This is a genomic window from Lentibacillus sediminis, from assembly GCF_002763455.1.
In the GTDB taxonomy this organism is placed as follows: Bacteria; Bacillota; Bacilli; order Bacillales; family Amphibacillaceae; genus Lentibacillus_D; species Lentibacillus_D sediminis_A.
Genome location: NZ_NIXK01000017.1, coordinates 1 through 18,999, shown reverse-complemented (window position 1 = coordinate 18,999; position 18,999 = coordinate 1). Strand labels below are relative to the sequence as shown.

The 18,999-nt window shown below is 47.0% G+C and carries 20 protein-coding genes and 1 rRNA gene; 4 read left to right on the top strand and 17 right to left on the bottom strand.

Annotated features, from left to right (window positions below):
* Positions 1-467: 467 nt before the first annotated feature.
* From CEG13_RS18060 to CEG13_RS18030, 7 genes are all read right to left on the bottom strand, one after another.
* Complete coding sequence (locus tag CEG13_RS18060; RefSeq protein WP_100013294.1) at positions 468-839, bottom strand: Na+/H+ antiporter subunit G; 372 nt, start codon at positions 837-839, stop codon at positions 468-470.
* Positions 817-1,101 (bottom strand): Na(+)/H(+) antiporter subunit F1, encoded by a 285-nt coding sequence (locus CEG13_RS18055; protein WP_100013293.1) that lies wholly within the window; start codon positions 1,099-1,101, stop codon positions 817-819. Before CEG13_RS18055 ends, CEG13_RS18060 begins: the two co-directional genes overlap by 23 nt.
* The gene (locus tag CEG13_RS18050; RefSeq protein WP_100013292.1) at positions 1,101-1,583 is read right to left on the bottom strand and encodes a Na+/H+ antiporter subunit E; all 483 of its coding nucleotides are present in this window, start codon (positions 1,581-1,583) and stop codon (positions 1,101-1,103) included. The genes CEG13_RS18055 and CEG13_RS18050 overlap by 1 nt, the downstream gene beginning before the upstream one ends.
* Before the next feature lie 69 nt (positions 1,584-1,652).
* Positions 1,653-3,131: a Na+/H+ antiporter subunit D gene (locus tag CEG13_RS18045; protein WP_100013291.1), complete on the bottom strand. Its 1,479-nt coding sequence runs from the start codon at positions 3,129-3,131 to the stop codon at positions 1,653-1,655.
* The gene (locus CEG13_RS18040) at positions 3,124-3,462 is read right to left on the bottom strand and encodes a Na(+)/H(+) antiporter subunit C (RefSeq protein ID WP_100013290.1); all 339 of its coding nucleotides are present in this window, start codon (positions 3,460-3,462) and stop codon (positions 3,124-3,126) included. The genes CEG13_RS18045 and CEG13_RS18040 overlap by 8 nt, the downstream gene beginning before the upstream one ends.
* A 1-nt stretch (position 3,463) precedes the next feature.
* Complete coding sequence (locus CEG13_RS18035; protein ID WP_100013289.1) at positions 3,464-3,886, bottom strand: Na(+)/H(+) antiporter subunit B; 423 nt, start codon at positions 3,884-3,886, stop codon at positions 3,464-3,466.
* The gene (locus tag CEG13_RS18030) at positions 3,873-6,278 is read right to left on the bottom strand and encodes a Na+/H+ antiporter subunit A (RefSeq protein WP_100013288.1); all 2,406 of its coding nucleotides are present in this window, start codon (positions 6,276-6,278) and stop codon (positions 3,873-3,875) included. The genes CEG13_RS18035 and CEG13_RS18030 overlap by 14 nt, the downstream gene beginning before the upstream one ends.
* Positions 6,279-7,347: 1,069 nt before the next feature.
* On the opposite strand from CEG13_RS18030, the gene CEG13_RS18025 reads away from it, so the two are divergent.
* Positions 7,348-8,028, top strand: coding sequence for a universal stress protein (locus tag CEG13_RS18025; RefSeq protein ID WP_100013287.1), 681 nt, complete (start codon positions 7,348-7,350; stop codon positions 8,026-8,028).
* Between the two features lie 249 nt (positions 8,029-8,277).
* On the opposite strand, the gene htpX is transcribed toward CEG13_RS18025, so the two are convergent.
* The 3 genes from htpX to trmB form a co-directional block, all read right to left on the bottom strand.
* Entirely contained in the window at positions 8,278-9,156 is an 879-nt protein-coding gene (gene htpX, locus CEG13_RS18020; protein ID WP_100013286.1) for a protease HtpX, read from the bottom strand.
* 149 nt (positions 9,157-9,305) lie between these two features.
* Positions 9,306-10,160 (bottom strand): YtnP family quorum-quenching lactonase, encoded by an 855-nt coding sequence (locus CEG13_RS18015; RefSeq protein WP_100013285.1) that lies wholly within the window; start codon positions 10,158-10,160, stop codon positions 9,306-9,308.
* A gap of 103 nt (positions 10,161-10,263) precedes the next feature.
* A complete protein-coding gene (trmB, locus tag CEG13_RS18010) occupies positions 10,264-10,902 on the bottom strand; it encodes a tRNA (guanosine(46)-N7)-methyltransferase TrmB (protein WP_100013284.1) in 639 nt (212 codons plus the stop codon).
* A gap of 96 nt (positions 10,903-10,998) precedes the next feature.
* Here trmB and CEG13_RS18005 point away from each other — a divergent pair, with 96 nt between their 5' ends.
* Positions 10,999-11,286: a YtzH-like family protein gene (locus CEG13_RS18005; protein ID WP_100013283.1), complete on the top strand. Its 288-nt coding sequence runs from the start codon at positions 10,999-11,001 to the stop codon at positions 11,284-11,286.
* On the opposite strand, the gene CEG13_RS18000 is transcribed toward CEG13_RS18005, so the two are convergent.
* Genes CEG13_RS18000 through CEG13_RS17975 form a run of 6 tightly spaced genes read right to left on the bottom strand, consistent with a single transcriptional unit; the run spans position 11,261 to position 17,017 of the window.
* Positions 11,261-12,085 (bottom strand): aminoglycoside phosphotransferase family protein, encoded by an 825-nt coding sequence (locus CEG13_RS18000; RefSeq protein ID WP_100013282.1) that lies wholly within the window; start codon positions 12,083-12,085, stop codon positions 11,261-11,263. The two genes, CEG13_RS18005 and CEG13_RS18000, sit on opposite strands and share 26 nt — an antisense overlap.
* A gap of 60 nt (positions 12,086-12,145) precedes the next feature.
* Positions 12,146-13,117 carry a diacylglycerol/lipid kinase family protein gene (locus CEG13_RS17995; protein WP_100013281.1) on the bottom strand — a complete coding sequence of 324 codons (972 nt, stop codon included), beginning with the start codon at positions 13,115-13,117 and terminating at the stop codon, positions 12,146-12,148.
* Positions 13,118-13,120: 3 nt separating this feature from the next.
* The gene (locus CEG13_RS17990) at positions 13,121-14,056 is read right to left on the bottom strand and encodes an NERD domain-containing protein (RefSeq protein ID WP_100013280.1); all 936 of its coding nucleotides are present in this window, start codon (positions 14,054-14,056) and stop codon (positions 13,121-13,123) included.
* Between the two features lie 36 nt (positions 14,057-14,092).
* Positions 14,093-14,650 (bottom strand): RNA 2',3'-cyclic phosphodiesterase, encoded by a 558-nt coding sequence (thpR, locus tag CEG13_RS17985; RefSeq protein WP_100013279.1) that lies wholly within the window; start codon positions 14,648-14,650, stop codon positions 14,093-14,095.
* A gap of 17 nt (positions 14,651-14,667) precedes the next feature.
* A complete protein-coding gene (locus CEG13_RS17980; RefSeq protein ID WP_100013278.1) occupies positions 14,668-15,384 on the bottom strand; it encodes a pseudouridine synthase in 717 nt (238 codons plus the stop codon).
* Positions 15,385-15,394: 10 nt separating this feature from the next.
* Positions 15,395-17,017 (bottom strand): putative polysaccharide biosynthesis protein, encoded by a 1,623-nt coding sequence (locus CEG13_RS17975; RefSeq protein ID WP_100013277.1) that lies wholly within the window; start codon positions 17,015-17,017, stop codon positions 15,395-15,397.
* Between the two features lie 142 nt (positions 17,018-17,159).
* Between CEG13_RS17975 and CEG13_RS17970 the strand changes: the two genes are divergently transcribed.
* Together CEG13_RS17970 and CEG13_RS18955 are read left to right on the top strand one after the other, a co-directional pair.
* Positions 17,160-18,434, top strand: a complete 1,275-nt coding sequence (locus tag CEG13_RS17970; RefSeq protein ID WP_100013276.1) for a BaiN/RdsA family NAD(P)/FAD-dependent oxidoreductase — start codon at positions 17,160-17,162, stop codon at positions 18,432-18,434.
* 71 nt (positions 18,435-18,505) lie between these two features.
* Positions 18,506-18,670, top strand: a complete 165-nt coding sequence (locus CEG13_RS18955) for a hypothetical protein (RefSeq protein WP_192869571.1) — start codon at positions 18,506-18,508, stop codon at positions 18,668-18,670.
* Between the two features lie 116 nt (positions 18,671-18,786).
* On the opposite strand, the gene rrf is transcribed toward CEG13_RS18955, so the two are convergent.
* Positions 18,787-18,902 (bottom strand): 5S ribosomal RNA (rrf, locus tag CEG13_RS17965).
* Positions 18,903-18,999: the final 97 nt, after the last annotated feature.

Genomic DNA, 18,999 nt, shown 5'->3' with positions numbered 1-18,999 from the left:
CCAGCCGCCAAGAAGCGCCTGGGGTTTTTTCTATAGGCTGTTTTCAAAAAGAATGAGACTGCGATTACTCGTCCCACCGAAAAGCGTTTGTTGTTTTTATCACAATGTCTATAAACTGCGACGTAAATTATAAGTGGTGGGTCTCATCGTCGCTGCGGAAATACCCTTCGCTTCTGAGGTGGTTTGCGACTTTACTGCTGTTTAAATCCACCTCCCATCCACTTTTGATGGTTGATTGGAGCGGAGGGCAGCCGACTCCTGCGGGAAAAGCACGAGTCTGAAGACCCCGCAGGAAGTGATCTTCTTCCGAGGAGGCTGAAGCCGTGCCCGCGGAAAGCGGCTGCCCGAAGCGGAAATCAACGCGCACTCAGTCGCAGGTATTTCCGCAGCTGTAAACGGCAGGTTATGTCGCAGTTTCCATCAACTGCGAAATATACAAAAAAAAGAAGCAATGACATCCCTGCCCATTACTTCTCCCTTTCTTTACCCTCACCATGCAACACATCATATAACTCATCTTCCACAGTTGTATCCGACATTTTCACCTTCCGCCTGTAGGCCGCCCGGGAAATCATATGACCGGACACAGGGGCAGTCAGGAACACGAAGGCAATTCCCAGCAATATCCGCACACTGACAAATGACTGGTTGATCCAAAAGAGTAAAAATGCTCCGCTTAACGTTAACAAAACAGCCAATGTCGAGCTTTTCGTAGCGGCATGAGAGCGGGTATACACATCCGGAAAGCGAATGATCCCGATCGCGGAGACGACTGCCATCATGCTGCCGACCAAAATCAGTAATGCTGCAATAAATTCAGCGATCCCGCTTACGTTCAATGATAGCCCCCCTCTCAATATATCTTGAAAAGGCAATGGTTGAGATAAACGCCAGAATTGCCAGGATTAGAATGACTTCCAGAAAGGCCCGGGTGTTAAGGATAACGGAAATCACCGCAACCACGGAGACGAGAATCACCCCAATCATATCAAGGGCAATAATCCGGTCAGGCAGACTGGGCCCGATAATTATCCGGATCAGCGCAATTGCTCCCGCCAAACCGAACATCACAAGCGCTGCAGAAAGCATCAGTTCAATCATTATCTCGTCACCTCCATAATCGCTTTTTCAAACTTGGAAAGCGACTTTAAGAGCATTTCCTTCGATTCTTCCACATCCATTGCATGAATGTAAAAGGCATCTCCTTCAGGCGTAACCTCCATGACCACCGACCCCGGCGTCAATGTCAGAAGCAGGGCCAGGGCAGGCACTTCCCATTCGCCTCTCAGGACCGTTTCATAGCGGAAGATACCCGGCTTAATTTTCACCTTTGGCCGCATGATATGTTTCAGTACATGCACACTGGACTCCACCAATTCCGATGCAAAAATCAATATCAGCTTCACCGTGGCAAACAGCCTTTTCAGGTAAAACCGCTCCCCGAAAAACCGGTGCATCAGGAAGATGATTGCAATCCCAATCAAGTAACCCGCAAAAAATGTGGCAAAGCGCAATTCATCTTCATCCTGAAACATCATCCATAAAAAGGCAATAAATAAATTTAATAAAAATTGGGCGGGCATGATTCTTCACCTCTCTTGTAAAAACCTCGGAGAACTTTCTGCAGTACATAAAGCTCTTAAACAACCAAGTTAATCATTCAAGACCGCATCAATATAAATTTCCGGGTTGAGCAGCGTATTAGCTGCGCTACTGACATAACCTGCAAGCGCTTCGGCACCGAGCCCCAGACCAAAGATCATCAAGGTCAGCAGTGCACAGGAGATCAGCCAGCCTTTTTTCATTGGCACTTTTTCCTCCACCTCGATAATCGTCTCTCCCCAGAAACAGTTCAGGAACACCCGCAGCAGGGAATACAAGACAAAAATACTGGAAATAAAGGCAAGTGCAACTAAAATATACGATCCTGCCTCCACTGCACCCTGGCCGACAAGCATCTTTCCGATAAATCCGCTGAGCGGCGGCACACCGGCAAGTGCCAGCATAGCGATAAAGAACATCCAGCCAAATGCAGGATAGTTCCGGATCAGCCCACTCATCCGGTTGATTTGTGCCGTTCCCGTTACTGCCATCATCATCCCCGCAAGGATAAACAGCAGTGCTTTAACGACCATGTCATGGATCAGATAATAAATCGCCCCTTCGATGGCAGATGGTGTGGCAACAGCCAATCCAACAAGAATAAACCCGACGGCAATGACCACATTATAGGAAACAATCTGGCGGATATCCTTAAAGGCAATCGCTCCAAGACTTCCCCCGATCAAGGTGAGTGCTGCCATCACGCCGATGAGTGTGTGCGTCACCTCTGGCTCATGATAGAAAATCAGGGTAAACACACGGAACATCGCATAGATCCCCACCTTGGTCAAAAGCGCTCCGAACAAGGCAGCAATCATTGAAGGAGGTGCACTATAAGAGCCAGGCAGCCAGTAATACAGAAGCAGTCCGGCTTTCAGACTAAACACGAGAAGAAACACCACACCGATAACAGTCAAAATCGGCGTTTGCCCCACTTCAGCAACCCGTACCGAGATATGGGCCATATTCAATGTGCCGAGCGTACCATACAAATAGGCAATCGCAATAAGAAAGAAAAAGGAAGAAAGTACATTAATCGCCACATATTTAATCGACTCGCGGAACTGCCGCTTTTCGCCGCCAATCGCAATCAGCACATAGGAAGCGAGCAGCATAATCTCGAAATTGACATACAGGTTGAACAAATCACCGGTCAAAAACGAGCCATTCACCCCTGCGACCAGGAAATTTACGAACGAGTAGAAAAACATTTTTTCCCGTTTTTCACCAATAGAAGAAAAGCCATAAAGCAGACAGACTGCAGTTACAATGCTTGTCGTCGTAACCAGCAGCATCGAAAACGAATCGGCAACGAAAAGAATGCCAAACGGCGGTTCCCATCCGCCGAAATCGAGTCGCATGATTCCCTGACTCTGTATTTGATTTAAAATATAAATGCTAATGAAAGCACTCGCAGCCATCCCGCCAAAGCTGACCCACCGCTGCAGCAACGTAAACCGCCGGAAAAAAATCAGCAGGATACCAATGAGAATGGGGATAATCATGGGTGCGGCAATGATATTATTCATCGTAAAAACCTCGCAATTTTTCCAGGTTATCCGTTCCCAGCTCCTGATAGGTTCGTAATGCTAAAACGAGCAGGATCGCTGTGACTGCAAAACTGATAACAATCGATGTTAAAATCAGTGCCTGTGGCAGTGCATCGGTAAAGGTATCATGGCCATTATCCAGAATTGGCACACCACCTGTTTTCAAACCGCCCATTGTTATAATAAGCAGATGCGCAGCATGGGACAGGATCGCCGTTCCCAGAATCACCCGGATGACACTTTTGGAGAGGATCAGATAGGTAGCGACCGATACAAGCACACCTGTCAGGATAATGATTAATGTTTCCATACTATATATCCTCCCCAATACTTAGAATAATCGTAACCACTACGCCGACAACCGCCAGCGCTACGCCTAGTTCAAAAAGCGTCACGGTGGCAAGCTCTGTTTCCCCAAATATCGGCAAGACAAAATAGCCATGTGTCATGCTCAATATCGGCGCATCAAAAAATACGGAACCAACCCCCGAGGCAACTGCAATAAATGCCCCCAGTGCTGCCACATACTTGAAATCAAACGGGATCGCATGTCGTACTGTCTCCATGTCAAATGCCAGGAAAAGCAGCACAAAAGCCGATGCGAGAACCAGACCGCCGACAAATCCGCCACCAGGGTTATGGTGCCCGGACAGGAACAGATACACTGCCATGGTGAAAATGATAAACACAACAATTTTTGTCACGGCATGCAAAATTACATCATTGATCTTCAAGGCGCTGGTCCCCCTTTCCCAATTTCAGCTTGATAAATGTATAGACACCGACACCAGCAATTAATAGAACAACCACTTCCAGCATCGTGTCCAGGGCGCGGAAATCACCCAGAATGCTATTGACGATATTCCTTCCCCCTGCCAGCTCATAGGAATTTTCGTAGAAGTGGGAGATGGACTCAAACAGTTTGCCGTTGTGTACCGCAAGTGCGATCGTAGCAAAGATCGTTCCTACAGCAGCAGAAATAAGCAGATGCAATCCTTTGCGCCGTTTTCTGTCGTGTTCTCTTTCCCACTCCGGCAGGAAATGATAACTTACAAGGAACAATACGGTCGTCACAGTTTCAATCACGACCTGGGTCAATGCCAGATCCGGCGCACGGAACAGGACAAAAAATACCGCGATGGAATAGCCAAGCACGCCATTGAGCAGAATCGCCGTCAGACGTGATTTGGCAAACAGGATCGAGATGGCGGCAATAAACATTACTCCCGCAATAATCCATTCATAGGGCGTAATCGGCGCATTTTCCGTTATGGAGAAATTGATTGCACCGGTATACACCAGCGCTCCGCCAATTAAAAGGATAAAAAAGAAGTAGATGTAAACCAAGTAATCACGCAAAACGCCAGTCATATAGGATTTCGTAGCGGTGCGGGAGCGGATTTCCATCTGGTGCAGCGCATAACTGTACAGTGCATTAAATGACCATCTTTCCGGAAACAGCACATAAACGCCCCGCCAATATTTCAGTGTCACATAAAGAAGCAAACCGACTACAACGATGCCGAATGTCATAAACAATTCTGTGTTAAAGCCGTGCCAGGCATAAATTTCCACACCAAGCTCCGCTTCTGGAAAGGACGGGAAGATACCTGCCATCGCCGGTCGCAGCAAATTATCTCCCAGCAGGTTCGGGAAGAAGAACAGCCCGACAACTGTAAGGCCAAGCATAACAGGTGCGATTAGCATGCCCTTAGGAGGTTCATGCGCCGGGCGCTCCAGTTTTTCCTCCTGATAAGGTCCGAAAAATGTTTTAAACACAATCATCATGCTATACAGGAAGGTAAACACACTTGCCACCCAGGCAACTACCGGAATCACCGCACCCCAGGTATCCAGGGAATAAATAGAAAGCTCGCTAATGTTTAATGCTGCGGTGAAAAACATTTCCTTGCTCAAAAAGCCATTAAACGGCGGTAGTCCGGCCATGGAAAAACTGCCGATCATGGCAATGGTAAACGTGATCGGCATGAATGACACCAGACCGCCAAGGCGGCGAACGTCCCGAGTCCCCACTTCATGGTCGACAATGCCGATCACCATAAACAAGGCACCCTTAAAGGTAGAGTGGTTAACCAAGTGGAACAGAGCGGCAAAGGTTGCCTGTGTATAGACAACTGATTCGGTGGAATAACCGAAATGAAGTGCAGCTGAGCCAATCCCAAACATCGCCATGATCATACCAAGCTGACTTACGGTCGAATAGGCGAGCATCGCTTTCAGATCAACCTGTTTCACCGCATGGAACGCAGCCCAGAACAGGGTAAACAGCCCCACCCCGGTTACCAGCCAGAACCACAGTGCCTCCCCGCCAAAAACCGGGGTGAAACGGGCAACCAGGTAGATACCAGCTTTTACCATGGTGGCGGAATGCAGATAAGCACTAACCGGTGTTGGTGCTTCCATTGCATCAGGCAGCCAGATATGAAACGGGAACTGTGCTGATTTTGTAAAAGCACCGAGCAGTATCAGCAGCATGGCCGGCAAAAACAGCGGATGATCGGTATGCTCCGAAATAACCGAAATGATCTCGCGGATACTAAAACTGCCTGTCATGGCGTAAAGCATAATAAAACCAACCAGCATGGCAAACCCGCCGCTAATGGTGATTAAGAGCGACTTTTGCGCCCCTTCCCTGGAGCGTTTCCGATGGTACCAGAACGCAATCAGCAGGAAAGAGGAAATGCTGGTTAACTCCCAGAATACATAGAGCACCATAATATTATCGGAAAAGACAACCCCGAGCATCGCGCCCATAAATAACAGCAGGTAGAGATAAAAATGCTTTAACGACTCTTCCGGTGACAAATAATAAATGGAATAAAGACTAACCAGCGCCCCAACCCCGGTAATTAACAATCCAAGAATCAAGCTGAGCCCGTCCACATAGGCTGTAAAATGAATATCATAAGAAGGAATCCATTCCAGAGTATGGATGATTGTTTCCCCGGCAGCGATATTCGGAATAAAGCTGGCAAGATAAATAAATAAGCCAAGCGGGATTAAAAGTGCAAACCAGCCAATATGCACCCGGCCCAGCCGCTTGTCTAAAAATGGAATAATGGCAGCTGCCAAAAAGGGAATCAAAATTGCAAAATTCACAGTCAAAACGTGAAACCTCCGTTTCTATCTCACCTTGAGTCCTGATATGCAGGAAAACCGGCTTTAAACTCTATTTTATCCCCCATTCTCTGACATATGAATGCATGATTATGCCGTAAAGCTCAAATCAACACAAGTTTACGCCTTTTTTTCTACAGACATTCCCATCCCATGTTTGATGAAAACGTCTATTCAGCGTCAGACCTTCTTTCTGAAAAACATCTAATTGCAAAAGCGGCAGGTAAAAATGTCCATTGTAAAGCTGACACTTTCAGCCTCCAGAAAAGAAAACCAGCGGATGGTGAATATACCGGTGACAAATAGGGGTGAACCCAAGGAATTTTTAAGTGGGAAATTGGCTAGTCATCAAGCCCTAGCTACACTAATACTGCTAAAAAAACAGATAATAGGCAGTTTTTAGACTCCAGTGATTTGCATGAGCAGAGAAAATTAACATTTTATAGCAATCAATAATATATATGGAATTACAACAAGTTAATTATACATGAAAACCAAGGTTCCTGCACTTTATAAGGTGTACACAGAGCGATTGCAATCATATTTTGGGAATACAACTAAATTTCCTGACAAAATTCTTTTCTCCCCTAGTATTTTCTGCCTATATCAATTATGATATATGGAGATAATAGAGAGAGACAAAAGCGGAAGCGCCCGTTAAGCGACGTATGGGCTGGACTGAGCCGGAGGAGATAAAGGAAACACGCCCCTTCATAGGGGTGTGCCGACGTTGGCCGCAAAGGCCGGTTTTAGTCGGCCTTCCTTAAAATTCGAGCAGATGTTGACTTATCGTACGGAGGTGAGGGAAGTCCACTAGTCGCTGGGCGCTGGAGCTGGCCGGAGCATACCCTGGCTATGCTATCCACAATACGCATGATATATAATTTCCTAAGCAATGAAAAATTCCTGCCAATTGTATTGACAGGGGATTGTTTCGTGTTATAATAATTAGGTTTGATTGACTAATGACCGGAATTCATCAGTATAATTGGCGCGCTCGCGGGCCTGATGAGAGATACCGGCTGAAATTATGGAAGAACGTAAAGAGGTGATTGCCATGAAAAAAATCAAAGGACGTATGGATGAAAGTATTTTGGTTTGTGTATATTATGGTCCGAACGGCGAACGGCTGATCCGGCGCGGCCATAAATTGGCGAATATGCTGGATTGCCCGTTATATGTGCTGACAGTTGATCCGCTGCCATATGACGAATTCGATGCGGAAAAATCAGGCTATATCGAGCGCTGGGAAGAATTATGCGAAGAATTGGATGTCGAGGAATTTATTATCCGCGACAACGAAAAGCGGAGTTCCGCGCGGGCAATTGCCGAAGTGGTGCATCATCATAATATTACACAGATTATTATCGGCCAAAGCCCGCAGAAACGCTGGGAAGAGATCACCAAAGGTTCATTCTCCAGTGCCCTGCAGCGGGAAATGACATTTGTCGATATTCATATTGTTTCGATTGACCGGACAATCAAAAGCCCGGAAGGCACCTCTTATGAAAAAGGCGTGCGCGCATTCCTGCAAAAGGATGGCGAATCTTACCGGCTTGGCTTCACCAGATCAAATAAAAACTTGTACGAAGGAATATTTTACAAAGAAATCGGCACCGACTTTAATAACGGCGTCTTTAAATTTATTAACAAGGACGGTAAAACCTGTCAGCTGCATGTGACCGATGATAAAATAACCGGTGCTATAAAAGAAGAACCGAATGTGGTTAAGAAATAAAAAAAGGCTTTTTTCCTAAGTTTTGTTGCTTGTTTTGTATTTAATGAAAACTGCGACTCAAGCTACACTTCAATGTTTAGGAAGCATGACACAGAGTGCTTGTTGATTTCCGCTGCGGCGATCATAAACTTCACTGATTTACATCACAATCTAAGTATATTGTAATAAAACACATTCCTTCAGAAAACAGCCTAAAAAACCACGAAAGGGCTCTCCTGCTTCAGGCGGGAGAGCCCTTTTCTTCTAGACCTAAGACAATCTCTGAATCCGCTCATCAATATCCGGATGAGTGGAGAAAATGTTGGATTTTCGTTTGCCATTGATTTTTAATGTCGCAACAGCGGTTTGCTCATTTTCCTTCACACGATTGGAATAAGCTTTGAGCCTTTCCAGCGCATGTCTCATCTTGTCCTTGCCTGCCAGATCCGCCCCGCCTCTGTCAGCATGGTATTCGCGGTGGCGCGAATAGGCAAAGACAACCAGACTTCCCAGAATCGAAAAGAGAATCTGGAAGACGATAATTGCCAGGAAATGCACAATCGGCGCCAATTCTTCCCTGGTAAACCTCGATACTGCAAATGCCGCAACCCGCGCGAGGAAGACGACAAAGGTGTTAACCACACCTTGCAAAAGCGTCATTGTCACCATATCGCCATTCGCGATATGTGCCACCTCATGCGCGATAACTCCTTCTATCGCGTCATCATCCATTTCATGTAAGAGGCCACTGGATACCGCAACAAGCGAGCGTTTTTTCGTCGGTCCTGTCGCAAAAGCATTCACTTCTTTTGCATCGTAAATACCGACTTCCGGCATATGCATCAGGCCAGCCGCCCTGGATAGACGGTGAACTTTTTCCACAACAAATTTTTCATCCGCTGACATCGGTCCGTCCGGATTGATGACACGGACGCCCATCATTCGCTTCGCCATCCAGCGGGAAATCGCCAGCGAGATGAACGATCCGGTGAAACCAATCACCGCACTGAAAATCAAGAGAGCGACCGGATCGATTCTGCCAGTTCCATAATCAATATAGTTCCAGGCACCGAACAGTGACAGAATAATGCTGATTGTCACGAGAACCAACACATTAGTTAACAGAAAATAAAAGATTCGCTTTCCCATTTCCTCACCCTTTTTCTCTGCAGATTGGTTTTTTCTGCATGAATATATTTAACGAAGGCAATAAAAGTACAGCCTGATTATTCTACTTTTATTATAATTGGCAGGACCCAAGTTAACAAGCTGGATGACGCCGGCCATTCCTGTTCTTTCTATTCATATGCGTAGCGTTCGCGTTCTAACTCTCTCGTTTTTTCTCCATCGCCATTAAATTGGATTGCCCGGTAGTAGGCATCATGATAAAAGGTATACCAGGCCCCCTGCTTATAGCCAAAGTCCATCCACTTTTCCTTCTCATGCACAGAAGTAACGGGGTAATCATCAAAGGCTAAGGCCCATAGTTTATTCTGGTGGGCGTTGGTCGGCATAATATCTGCCATATGGATGAAGCAATCTTCCCCGTCTTCAAACACGATAATGGCATGCCCGTCACTGTGTCCGCCCGTATGGATCATTCTCAGTCCTGGCACAATCTCGGTTTCCTCTTCAAATGTGCGGACTTGTTCGGTGATCGGCTGCCAGTTTCTTTCCCAGTAAGTATTGACCGAGCGAATATTAGGGTGCCGCATTTCGTTCCACTCCACGGCCGATGTATGGACCACAGCCTGTTTAAATACCGGCGCGTAACCATCTTCCATTTTTTCTGTCAGGCCGCTTGCATGATCAAAATGCAGATGTGTCATCAACACGGCATCAATATCATCCGTTGTCAGATTAAGTTCTGCAAGCGAGTGTTCGACCTGAGATTGCTCCAGCACGCCAAAATTGCGCAGCTGCTTATCACTTAATTTATCGATGCCAATCCCGGAATCAATTAAAAAGTTCTTTCCGTCGATTTGCAGAAGAATTGGGTCCGTACGCAGTTCAATCTGATTTTTGTCATTATGCGGGTACTTTCGGCTCCACAATGCTTTTGGCACGACGCCAAACATCGCCCCGCCATCCAAAAAGTTTACCCCGCCGTTTAGCCAGGTCAGTTGCGCTCTTCCTACTGTTAATTTCTCCATTTTTATTCCCCTCTCTCTAGCAAAATCGGAAACGCTTGCAAAAAATAATAAAAGAATAGGCCGGTGTATTTGTATTTACGTCAAGCACCGGCCGGCCATCCGCTCAGCCAAACCTCGCAACACAGCGATATATTGGCTGACCCTTTGCCGAAAATTTTTCTTCATATTCGGTCATCACATTTTGAGGATCCTCTTCAACATGCAGATCCAAATTTACTTCTTCCAGTTTCATGCCGAATTGAGAAAAGCTCACCAATGAATATTCGAACAGTTCTCGGTTATCTGTTTTTAAAATAATTTCGCCGTTAGCATGCAGGATCTCTTTGTATTGCTCGAGGAATTTCTGAAAGGTCAGCCGCCGTTTTTCATGACGGTTTTTCGGCCATGGATCGGAGAAATTCAAGTAAATGGTGCTGATTTCGTTTTCCCCGAAAAACTCCTGCAAATCAGCAGCGTCCTCATTTAGCAGCACCACATTGCCCAGATCTGCGTCCAGTACTTTTTGCGCTGCCGTCACGACAATACTCTTGGCAATTTCCATGCCGATAAAATTAATGTCCGGCTGCTGCTCGGCCATTCCGCCGATGAACTGGCCCTTGCCTGTGCCAATTTCCAGATGGATTGGATGATTATTGGCGAAATACGACTGCCAGGAATGTTTATGCTGCCGGGGATCTGCAAGCACAAGTTCCGTGTGTTCCTGTAAGAAGTCATCCGCCCATGGTTTGTTGCGTTGACGCATTGGTTACATACACCTTTCTTTTCGTTTTCCACGCATATCCTTAAATGGTTTTGAAAATAATAATGAACAAATACGAAGTACCTTGAGGTGATTATCATGCCATTATCAGCAAGCAATCAACTGTCTTTATTATATGACCTGCTTGATGAACAGCAGGCTGACCGTATCGGCTATACTGCAGAGTACCAGCAGATCTGCCGTCTGGTGCAGGCTCTTCAGGAGAATAACGGCTTAAGCGAGAGTCAGCTCCAGCAGCTGCTTCCGGAAATTGATGCTTACGGCCAGCAGGGAGAAACCGCAGCAAACAGCGCCGACCATATAACTGCCAACCAGCAAAACATCGAAAACTGGATGAGTGCTATTCAGCAGACGACGTTAAAATAAATTTGGTAATTCGACTATTGAGTGTCCGCAACTCCTCAAGCTGTGCCTGCATCCCGGCCGCATCGCTTTTATCCCGGCGCAGACAGAACTCCGCGAGCGTCTCGTACAGTAAATACCAGGAGATTCTCGCAGGGAGGTTTTCCTCCTCGGCAACACCACAGTCCTCTAGCCAATTCTGCCATGCTTCCATAGGAATATATTCTTTTAAGATCATCGAATAATCCTGAGCCGGGTCAGCGATCAACGCATTGTCCCAGTCTACCAGATATAAGTAGCCGCTGGTGGAACGCAGCAAATTATTATGATTCAGATCGCCGTGACAGACGACCTGTTTCTGATTTCTCGTCAATGGCAGCAGCTTCTCAAGCAGCCTGATAGCTCGCTCTACATCCGGAAATTCGGTAATTTCCAATTGAGACAGACGGCTGCAGATATGAGCAAAACTGTCATCGGTTGTGACCGGCTTTTTTCCGAGCCGCATCAGCATGTGCAGGAGCTCCTGTGAACGGTGGATTTTGCTTAGCAGTTCTGCTACTTCCGGGTCCTGCATTTCGGCAGATTTGAGCTCCCTGCCCTCCATCCATTCCTGGGCTGTAATTACGTCTCCGTTTTCCATGCGTTTTGTCCATATCAGCTTTGGCACAATGCCCTCCGCCGATAAGACGGCCAGAAATGGAGAAGAATTCCGCTTCAAGAACAATCGCTTATTGTGTTTTTCCGCGACATATGCATCCCCGGTGTTCCCGCCAGCAGGCATAATTGTCCACTCCATACCTAATGCTTGTTTCAGCCCGTCCATCGTACATTCCCCGCATTTCAAATAGGTTCAATTATATATTCTATACCGCTGGAAGAAAAATTACAAATATGTATTTTGGTGCGGTTGCTTCGGTGTTTTCTCCTTGAGGGGACCCCCGCCCGCACCGGCAATTTTCACGGGCTGCGTGGGTTTACCCACCGTTGCAGTCCGACAACTCGCCGGCTGTCCATCCACCTGAAAAGAAATCGGCTGATCCGCTGCAAGCCTGACACGTTCAGCTTTCAGGGTTTCCACTTCCCGAAAAACCGTATGCTTACCGGCAAACACCGTCAAAAACACACCGAGCACTTTCCATTTGGAAATGGAGTGGAGGATCAGCGTATCAACCTTATCCTTTTGCATCCTCGCTTCAGGAAGTATTTTCATCCCGCCGCCAAAATATGGATGATTGCCAATTGTAACCATCCAGCACTGATGCAGGAAACGGGGCTGTCCGTTAATTTCCAGCACAAGATCCATCGGCCGGAACGTGAATAGTACCTGAATAAGTGCAATGGCATAACTGACCTTGCCAATCCCGAGCCGATTAAAAACCCGCTTGTATCCTGCTTGATTGGCTTTCATAGTAACCTCGGCATCAAAGCCAAAGCCGATACTGTTGGCGAAAAGCCGCTCTCTGTTATCGTCGTGCTGGTAGGCTCCTGGCCACCAGAGAGATTCCTCTTCGCTACCTAGAATCTTTTCCAAAAGAACATCTGGTTTCCCTTTCAGCCCGCAGCCTCTGGCGAAATCATTGCCCGAACCGCCCGGGATGAAGCCGAGCGGAATTTCCTGTGTGCCAAGCCCATTCATCACTTCATGGAGCGTTCCGTCTCCAGCAACCACAATCACTGCCTTAAGCTCATATGGCTGCCTGGAAAGAGATGCAGCAATTTTTTCGGCATGGCCCTCATACTCCGTATAAAATGTCCGGCAGTATAAATCCTGATAGCGCGAAGACTTTTGGATATTCGTAAAAATCCGTGCTGCCCTGCCATTGCCTGCCGAGGGGTTCACGATGAACACAACCATGGTTTAGTCTCCCTTGCCGACCGGGAAGAAATCATTGTCCTCTTCCCACTCGGGCCGCTTTACGGATGTTGTCTGGCAGTAATTCAAAATGACCTCCGCCGCCTTCAGCTGCTTAGCTTTAAGCGGAGATGCAAGGGCACGCTTTTTTTGAAACCACTCTGGATAATCATCTTTCCCAGCGATGGTCGTTTGATAGGCAGCTTGAGAGGAGACAATCGGATTGGCACGGGACAGTACAGTTTTTTGGACGGGAAAATCGATCCCTTGCTTCGTGAGCATACTTTTCACCAGTTTTTCTGTCCGTTTCAACGGAATCAGCGGACTCAGCATCGTTGTCTGTTCCGCCTGCCGCTGCACGCTCCACGTCCGCTCACTATCGGCATAAAAGACTGCTCCGGGCTCCGCCTGCTCCTCAAGCACGTAGATAATCTCAATTCCAATTGGGCTGATAAGAATAATTTCTCCTTCCACCGGCGCCTGATTTATGTTAAAAATCGGGTAGAACAGAAGCAAATAAGTATCCGGAAAACGCTGCAGAAAGTACTTTAATAAGGCATCACTGTAGTAATCCCTGTTCATAAACGATGTATCTGTCACGGTCGAAGTTGCCCATTTCAGCTGAAAGGAAAGCAGCTTATCCAGATAATATTGCTTTAATTCCATTTCTGTAGCAGGCCGGTCTTCTTGCGGGTTTGAGGTTTCCTGATCCACTTCTTCCTCATTTTTTCTGAAACGCATCCATTTGGAGAAAAACGATTCCGCGCCACGGGGCTCGGCGTCAGACTCTGGCTGTTCTTCCTCTTCGTTTTCTGCATCTTTCCACATCCGGTAAAGATTTTTCCAGTTTTCCTGTTTCAAGCGAATGTATTGGGAAGGGTAACGATAAGCATCCCACTCATAACGGGATATATAATCCTGCAGTTTAATCAGCTGTGCCACATCTCTCTCCCCTTTGTCAAATCCAGTACTGGCACCCTAAGGCAGAAGCTTAAACTCCTCAAACGGTTCATATTTCGGAGTTTGGCCAGGGTGGATTTTATATAAAGCTATTCCTTCTATATCTATTCGCTTTCGCTCCGTGAATTCCTTCTCTAACTCACGAAGGTTGGGATCCTCATCGCCTGCCCAGCGCTTGGCCAGGGTGATATGCGGACGGTATGGGCGATTCTCTTTTGCAAAACCTGCCTGCGCCGAGACCTCTTCCGCCAGTTCAGCAAGGCTCAGCAGTGCCTCCGTCCGTTCTGCCCCAGCCCAGAGCACGCGCGGCTTTTTCGGGTTACCGAAGAAGCCGATACCGCCTGTTTCAATCGTAAAACCGCGAACCTTTTCCAGATCTCGCAAGCTTTTAGTCAGCTGTTTCCTTTTATTATCGGACACCGGTCCAAAAAACTTTAATGTAATGTGCAGGTCCTCTGGATGAGGCCACTGCTTATACGGCAGATTTTTCCGCAGCTGCTCCTGCCATTTGGCAAGCATCTCTTTAACCTCAGCCGGTAAGGGAACCGCCAGGAAATAATGCGTATCTTCTGCCATCTCTTAAAACCCCTCTGCTATTTTTTCAAGGAAAGACAATAAGTTAATTCATCTTCCGTCAACTCCCGGTATTCCCCAGGTTTCAGGGTGTTATCCAAATACAGGCTGCCCATACTCAGCCGTTTTAAGAACCGCACCTTTTTGCCAACAGCTTCCATCATCCGTTTCACCTGATGAAATTTCCCTTCGTAAATGGTTATTTCCACACGGGACATTGCTCCGCCTTCTATGATAGTCAGCTCTGCCGGCATTGTTTGGTAACCGTCATCCAGCTTGACTCCTGCTTTAAAGGCGGCCCTGTCCTCTTCGGTTAACGTTCCCTCTACTTCCGCATAATATGTTTTGCCCACTTCTTTTTTCGGGGACGTCAGCTGATGGGCAAGTTTCCCGTCATTTGTCAAAAGCAAGAGACCTTCTGTGTCCTTATCCAGCCTGCCGACAGGAAACGGCTGAAATCGCTTCTGGGCTTCCTGCAGCAGGTCCACCACCGTCCGCTCCCGGCTGTCCTCCGTTGCAGAGATGACATCAGGAGGTTTGTTCATCATCAGGTAGATAAACTGCTGATAATGGACAGGCTGCCCATCGACGGTCACTTCATCCCGCTTCGTATCCACATGGACACTGCCGTCTTTGACTACTTCAAGATTAACCGACACTTGCTTCTTTTTCAGCAATGCCTTTACTTCTTTCCGGCTGCCATGGCCGGTATTGGCCAGCAGTTTATCCAGTCGCATCTTTTTCCTCCTATCTGCGGAAAAATTTGTCCAGAACACGTACCTTGTCTCCCAGCACACGCTCAAGCAAGGTAGACTCATACGCGAGCCAGAGATAGACCGCCGCACCGCTTACGACTCCCACTGCAAGCATCACGACCTGAGCCCATCTTTCTTCATCATATGGCAGGAACATGCCAAAGACCGCTTTTTCTATCCAGATGACAATCACCATGATAGCCACGAAAATCCCGACAAGCATCGTCCGTTTGATTACTTGCTTAAATGGAAATTGAATCGACTTTTTCACTCGCCACAGGTTTAAGGACACAGCGATCCCAGCTGCAAGTCCTGTCCCAAAAATCGCTCCCTTTGCCCCAAACATGTGAATTAGCTGGATATTCAGCAGTATTTTTGCAAGCAGCCCGGCAGACAGACTGACGACAGCGAATTTCTGCTGATTGATTCCCTGCAGCAAAGAAGAAGAGACAGTGAACATCGCAAACAGCAAGCCAACTGGTGCATACCAACCCAATAGCGGACCAGTTGTCTCAATAAACTTCAATCCATATAGCGCCCCATACGCTTGATCTGACAAAACGGACAGTCCGACCACGGCCGGGATGACCAAAATAGCAATGATCTGCAGTGCCTGGTTAATCTGCTTAAACAGCAGCTCCCGGTTTTGCTGTGTGAATGATTTTGTCAATACCGGCAATGTCGCCAGCGACAAGCCGATTGCGATGGTCCCCGGAATAATGACCAATTTATGCCCATATAAACTGATGACCGAATAGGCTACCTCAGTAATTTCCCCATCCTTTCCAGCCGCAATCATGGCCCTCTGGAAGGTAAATGTATCCACCAGCTGATAAAGCGAAGTGGCCAGCCCCACCAGAATAAACGGTCCGGCATAGCTAAACAGTTCCACGAATAAATCCTTGCGGGGAATATCATGGGAATACGTCTGCTGACGGAGCGTTTTATCCAGCCCAGGCTTCCGTTTTCTCCAGTACCTCCATAGTACGAACATCGAAGCAAGTCCGCCAATAAAAGCAGAAAATGTGGCAAATCCGACCGCAGTCCGTACTGCACCGTCCAGCACCACCATGACAATAAACGCCGCAGTAAGCAAAAATACAATCCGAACAATTTGCTCCACGACCTGTGACACCGCCGTAGGCCCCATCGAGGAGTGCCCCTGGAAAAACCCCCTGACAATACTCATCGATGGGATAATGATCAGGGCAAAACTCACCATTCGGATAACGAAGGCGACATCTTCTTCCGCAATGTTCCCCGCATCCTCACTGGCGATAATCCATCCCGCCAGCAAATCGGCACTTGAAAACAAAGCCAAAAACGCCAGAAATCCGCTGACCAGCATCAGAGCAATCCCTGCTTTGAACATTCGCCTCCCTGTCTCATAATCCCCAAGTGAATTGTACTTGGAGACAAATTTGGAAACTGCCAGAGGTACCCCAATGGTAGAAATACTTAGCAAAATATTATAAGGTATGTACGCGAAGGCATATAATGCTCCACCCGTAGCCCCGACTAACGCATTAAAAGGAATGACATAAATCATCCCCAAAAATTTCGATAAAAATGATGCCATCGTCAGCATCATTGCTCCTCTAACAATCGTCGACATTTTTTCACCAACATTTTCTCTATAAGTGCATAATCTATATTTTATCACAGATGACTCCATGGAGATATTGAAATATCACCCAATCTTGAGCCTTTCCCGTGAACAATGGTAAAATACAAACAGACGAAAGGAATGAGGAATATTGTCATATGATGTTATAGTCATCGGCGGCGGTCCTTCCGGCTTAATGGCAGCCATCGCCGCAGCAGAGCACGGAGCAAACACCCTGCTGCTGGAAAAAGGAAAAAAACTAGGCAAGAAGTTGGCCATCTCTGGCGGTGGCCGCTGCAATGTCACCAACCGCCTCCCAGAAGAAGAAGTCATCCGTCATATCCCAGGAAACGGCAAATTTTTGTACAGTGCCTTTTCTGTTTTTAATAACCTTGATATCATTGATTTTTTCGAAAATATGGGCGTGGCATTAAAAGAAGAGGATCATGGGAGGATGTTTCCTCAGTCTAATTCAGCAAAAACAGTCGTTAATGCCTTAATAGATAAATTGCATCACCTTCAAGTGGAAATCCGCATGAACACAGCGGTCGAAGCCATCCATTATACGGAAGAAACGCACACCGTCATTCTTGCCGATCAAGAGAAACTTCTCACCAAGTCACTGGTGATTGCGGCAGGAGGAAAAGCAGTACCTCATACAGGATCCACCGGTGACGGTTACGCCTGGGCAAAGAAGGCCGGCCACACCATCACCGAGCTTTACCCGACAGAAGTGGCACTCACCTCATCGGAACCTTTTATAAAGGATAAACGCCTTCAGGGTCTGTCCCTTCAGGATGTCGCTTTATCTGTTTTTAATAAAAAGAATAAGCCAATTATCACTCATCAAATGGACATGCTCTTCACCCATTTCGGCATTTCCGGCCCTGCCGTTTTGCGCTGTTCACAATTTGTCGTAAAAGAACTGATGAAAGGCAGACCCAGTGTGACGATGGAATTAGACATCTTGCCAGGAGAAAAAGAGAACAACTTGCATAATCGGCTATCAGACAGCATGAAAGACCAGCCGAAAAAATCCTTGCGCAATGTGCTGAAAGGAATCGTGCCTGAGCGGTTATTGGAATTTATTTTGCATGAGAAACAGCTGGACGGCGACCAAAAAGCAGCCAATGTTTCTGCAGAGGCCGTTCGCACCATCGTTCAATTCATCAAACATTTTCGCTTTGACGTTGATGGCTCCCTGCCGCTGGAGAAAGCATTTGTCACTGGTGGTGGTGTCTCCATCAAAGAGGTCCTCCCAAACACCATGCAGTCCAAGTGCATGCATGGCCTTTATTTTTGCGGGGAAATCCTCGACATTCATGGCTATACCGGCGGCTACAACATCACCTCAGCACTCGTCACCGGCCGGCTCGCCGGGATGAATGCAGCCATGGAAGCATCGTCACTGGCAGATGATTCCTAACATGAATTTCTGTTTTCCCGACATCCTAAAAATGTCAGGGTTCTCCTCGACAAAGGAAAGGATAGGTGTTCATGCAGAAAAATGGAATGTGGCTGCCGCTATTGACTTCAATCGGAGTAGGGGCAGCTACGTATTATACAATGACTCAAAACAAGCAAAACTTCGGTCAAACCATGCAGCAAATGGTTCCCATGGTTACAGGGATGAATGGCAACAATAATAATTCCAGCCAATAAAATCGCCCATTCGACACTGAAAAAGCGTACAGTTTAGTACGCTTTTTCTGATGTTTTCCATCTTCAATAAAACAGCAAAAACCCAGCATGCAATTTTGCATACTGGGTTTTCTTTTGCCTGGCGGCGTCCTACTCTTGCAGGGGCAAGGCCCCAACTACCATCGGCGCTGGAGAGCTTAACTGCTGTGTTCGGCATGGGAACAGGTGTGACCTCTCCGCCATTGCTGCCAGACAAAGGCTGGTGCATTTTATTATAAGCATTTATGCGCGAAAACGCAAGGGGATTTACACCCTGAAAACTAAATAAGCGCACACGGGACATCGAAATA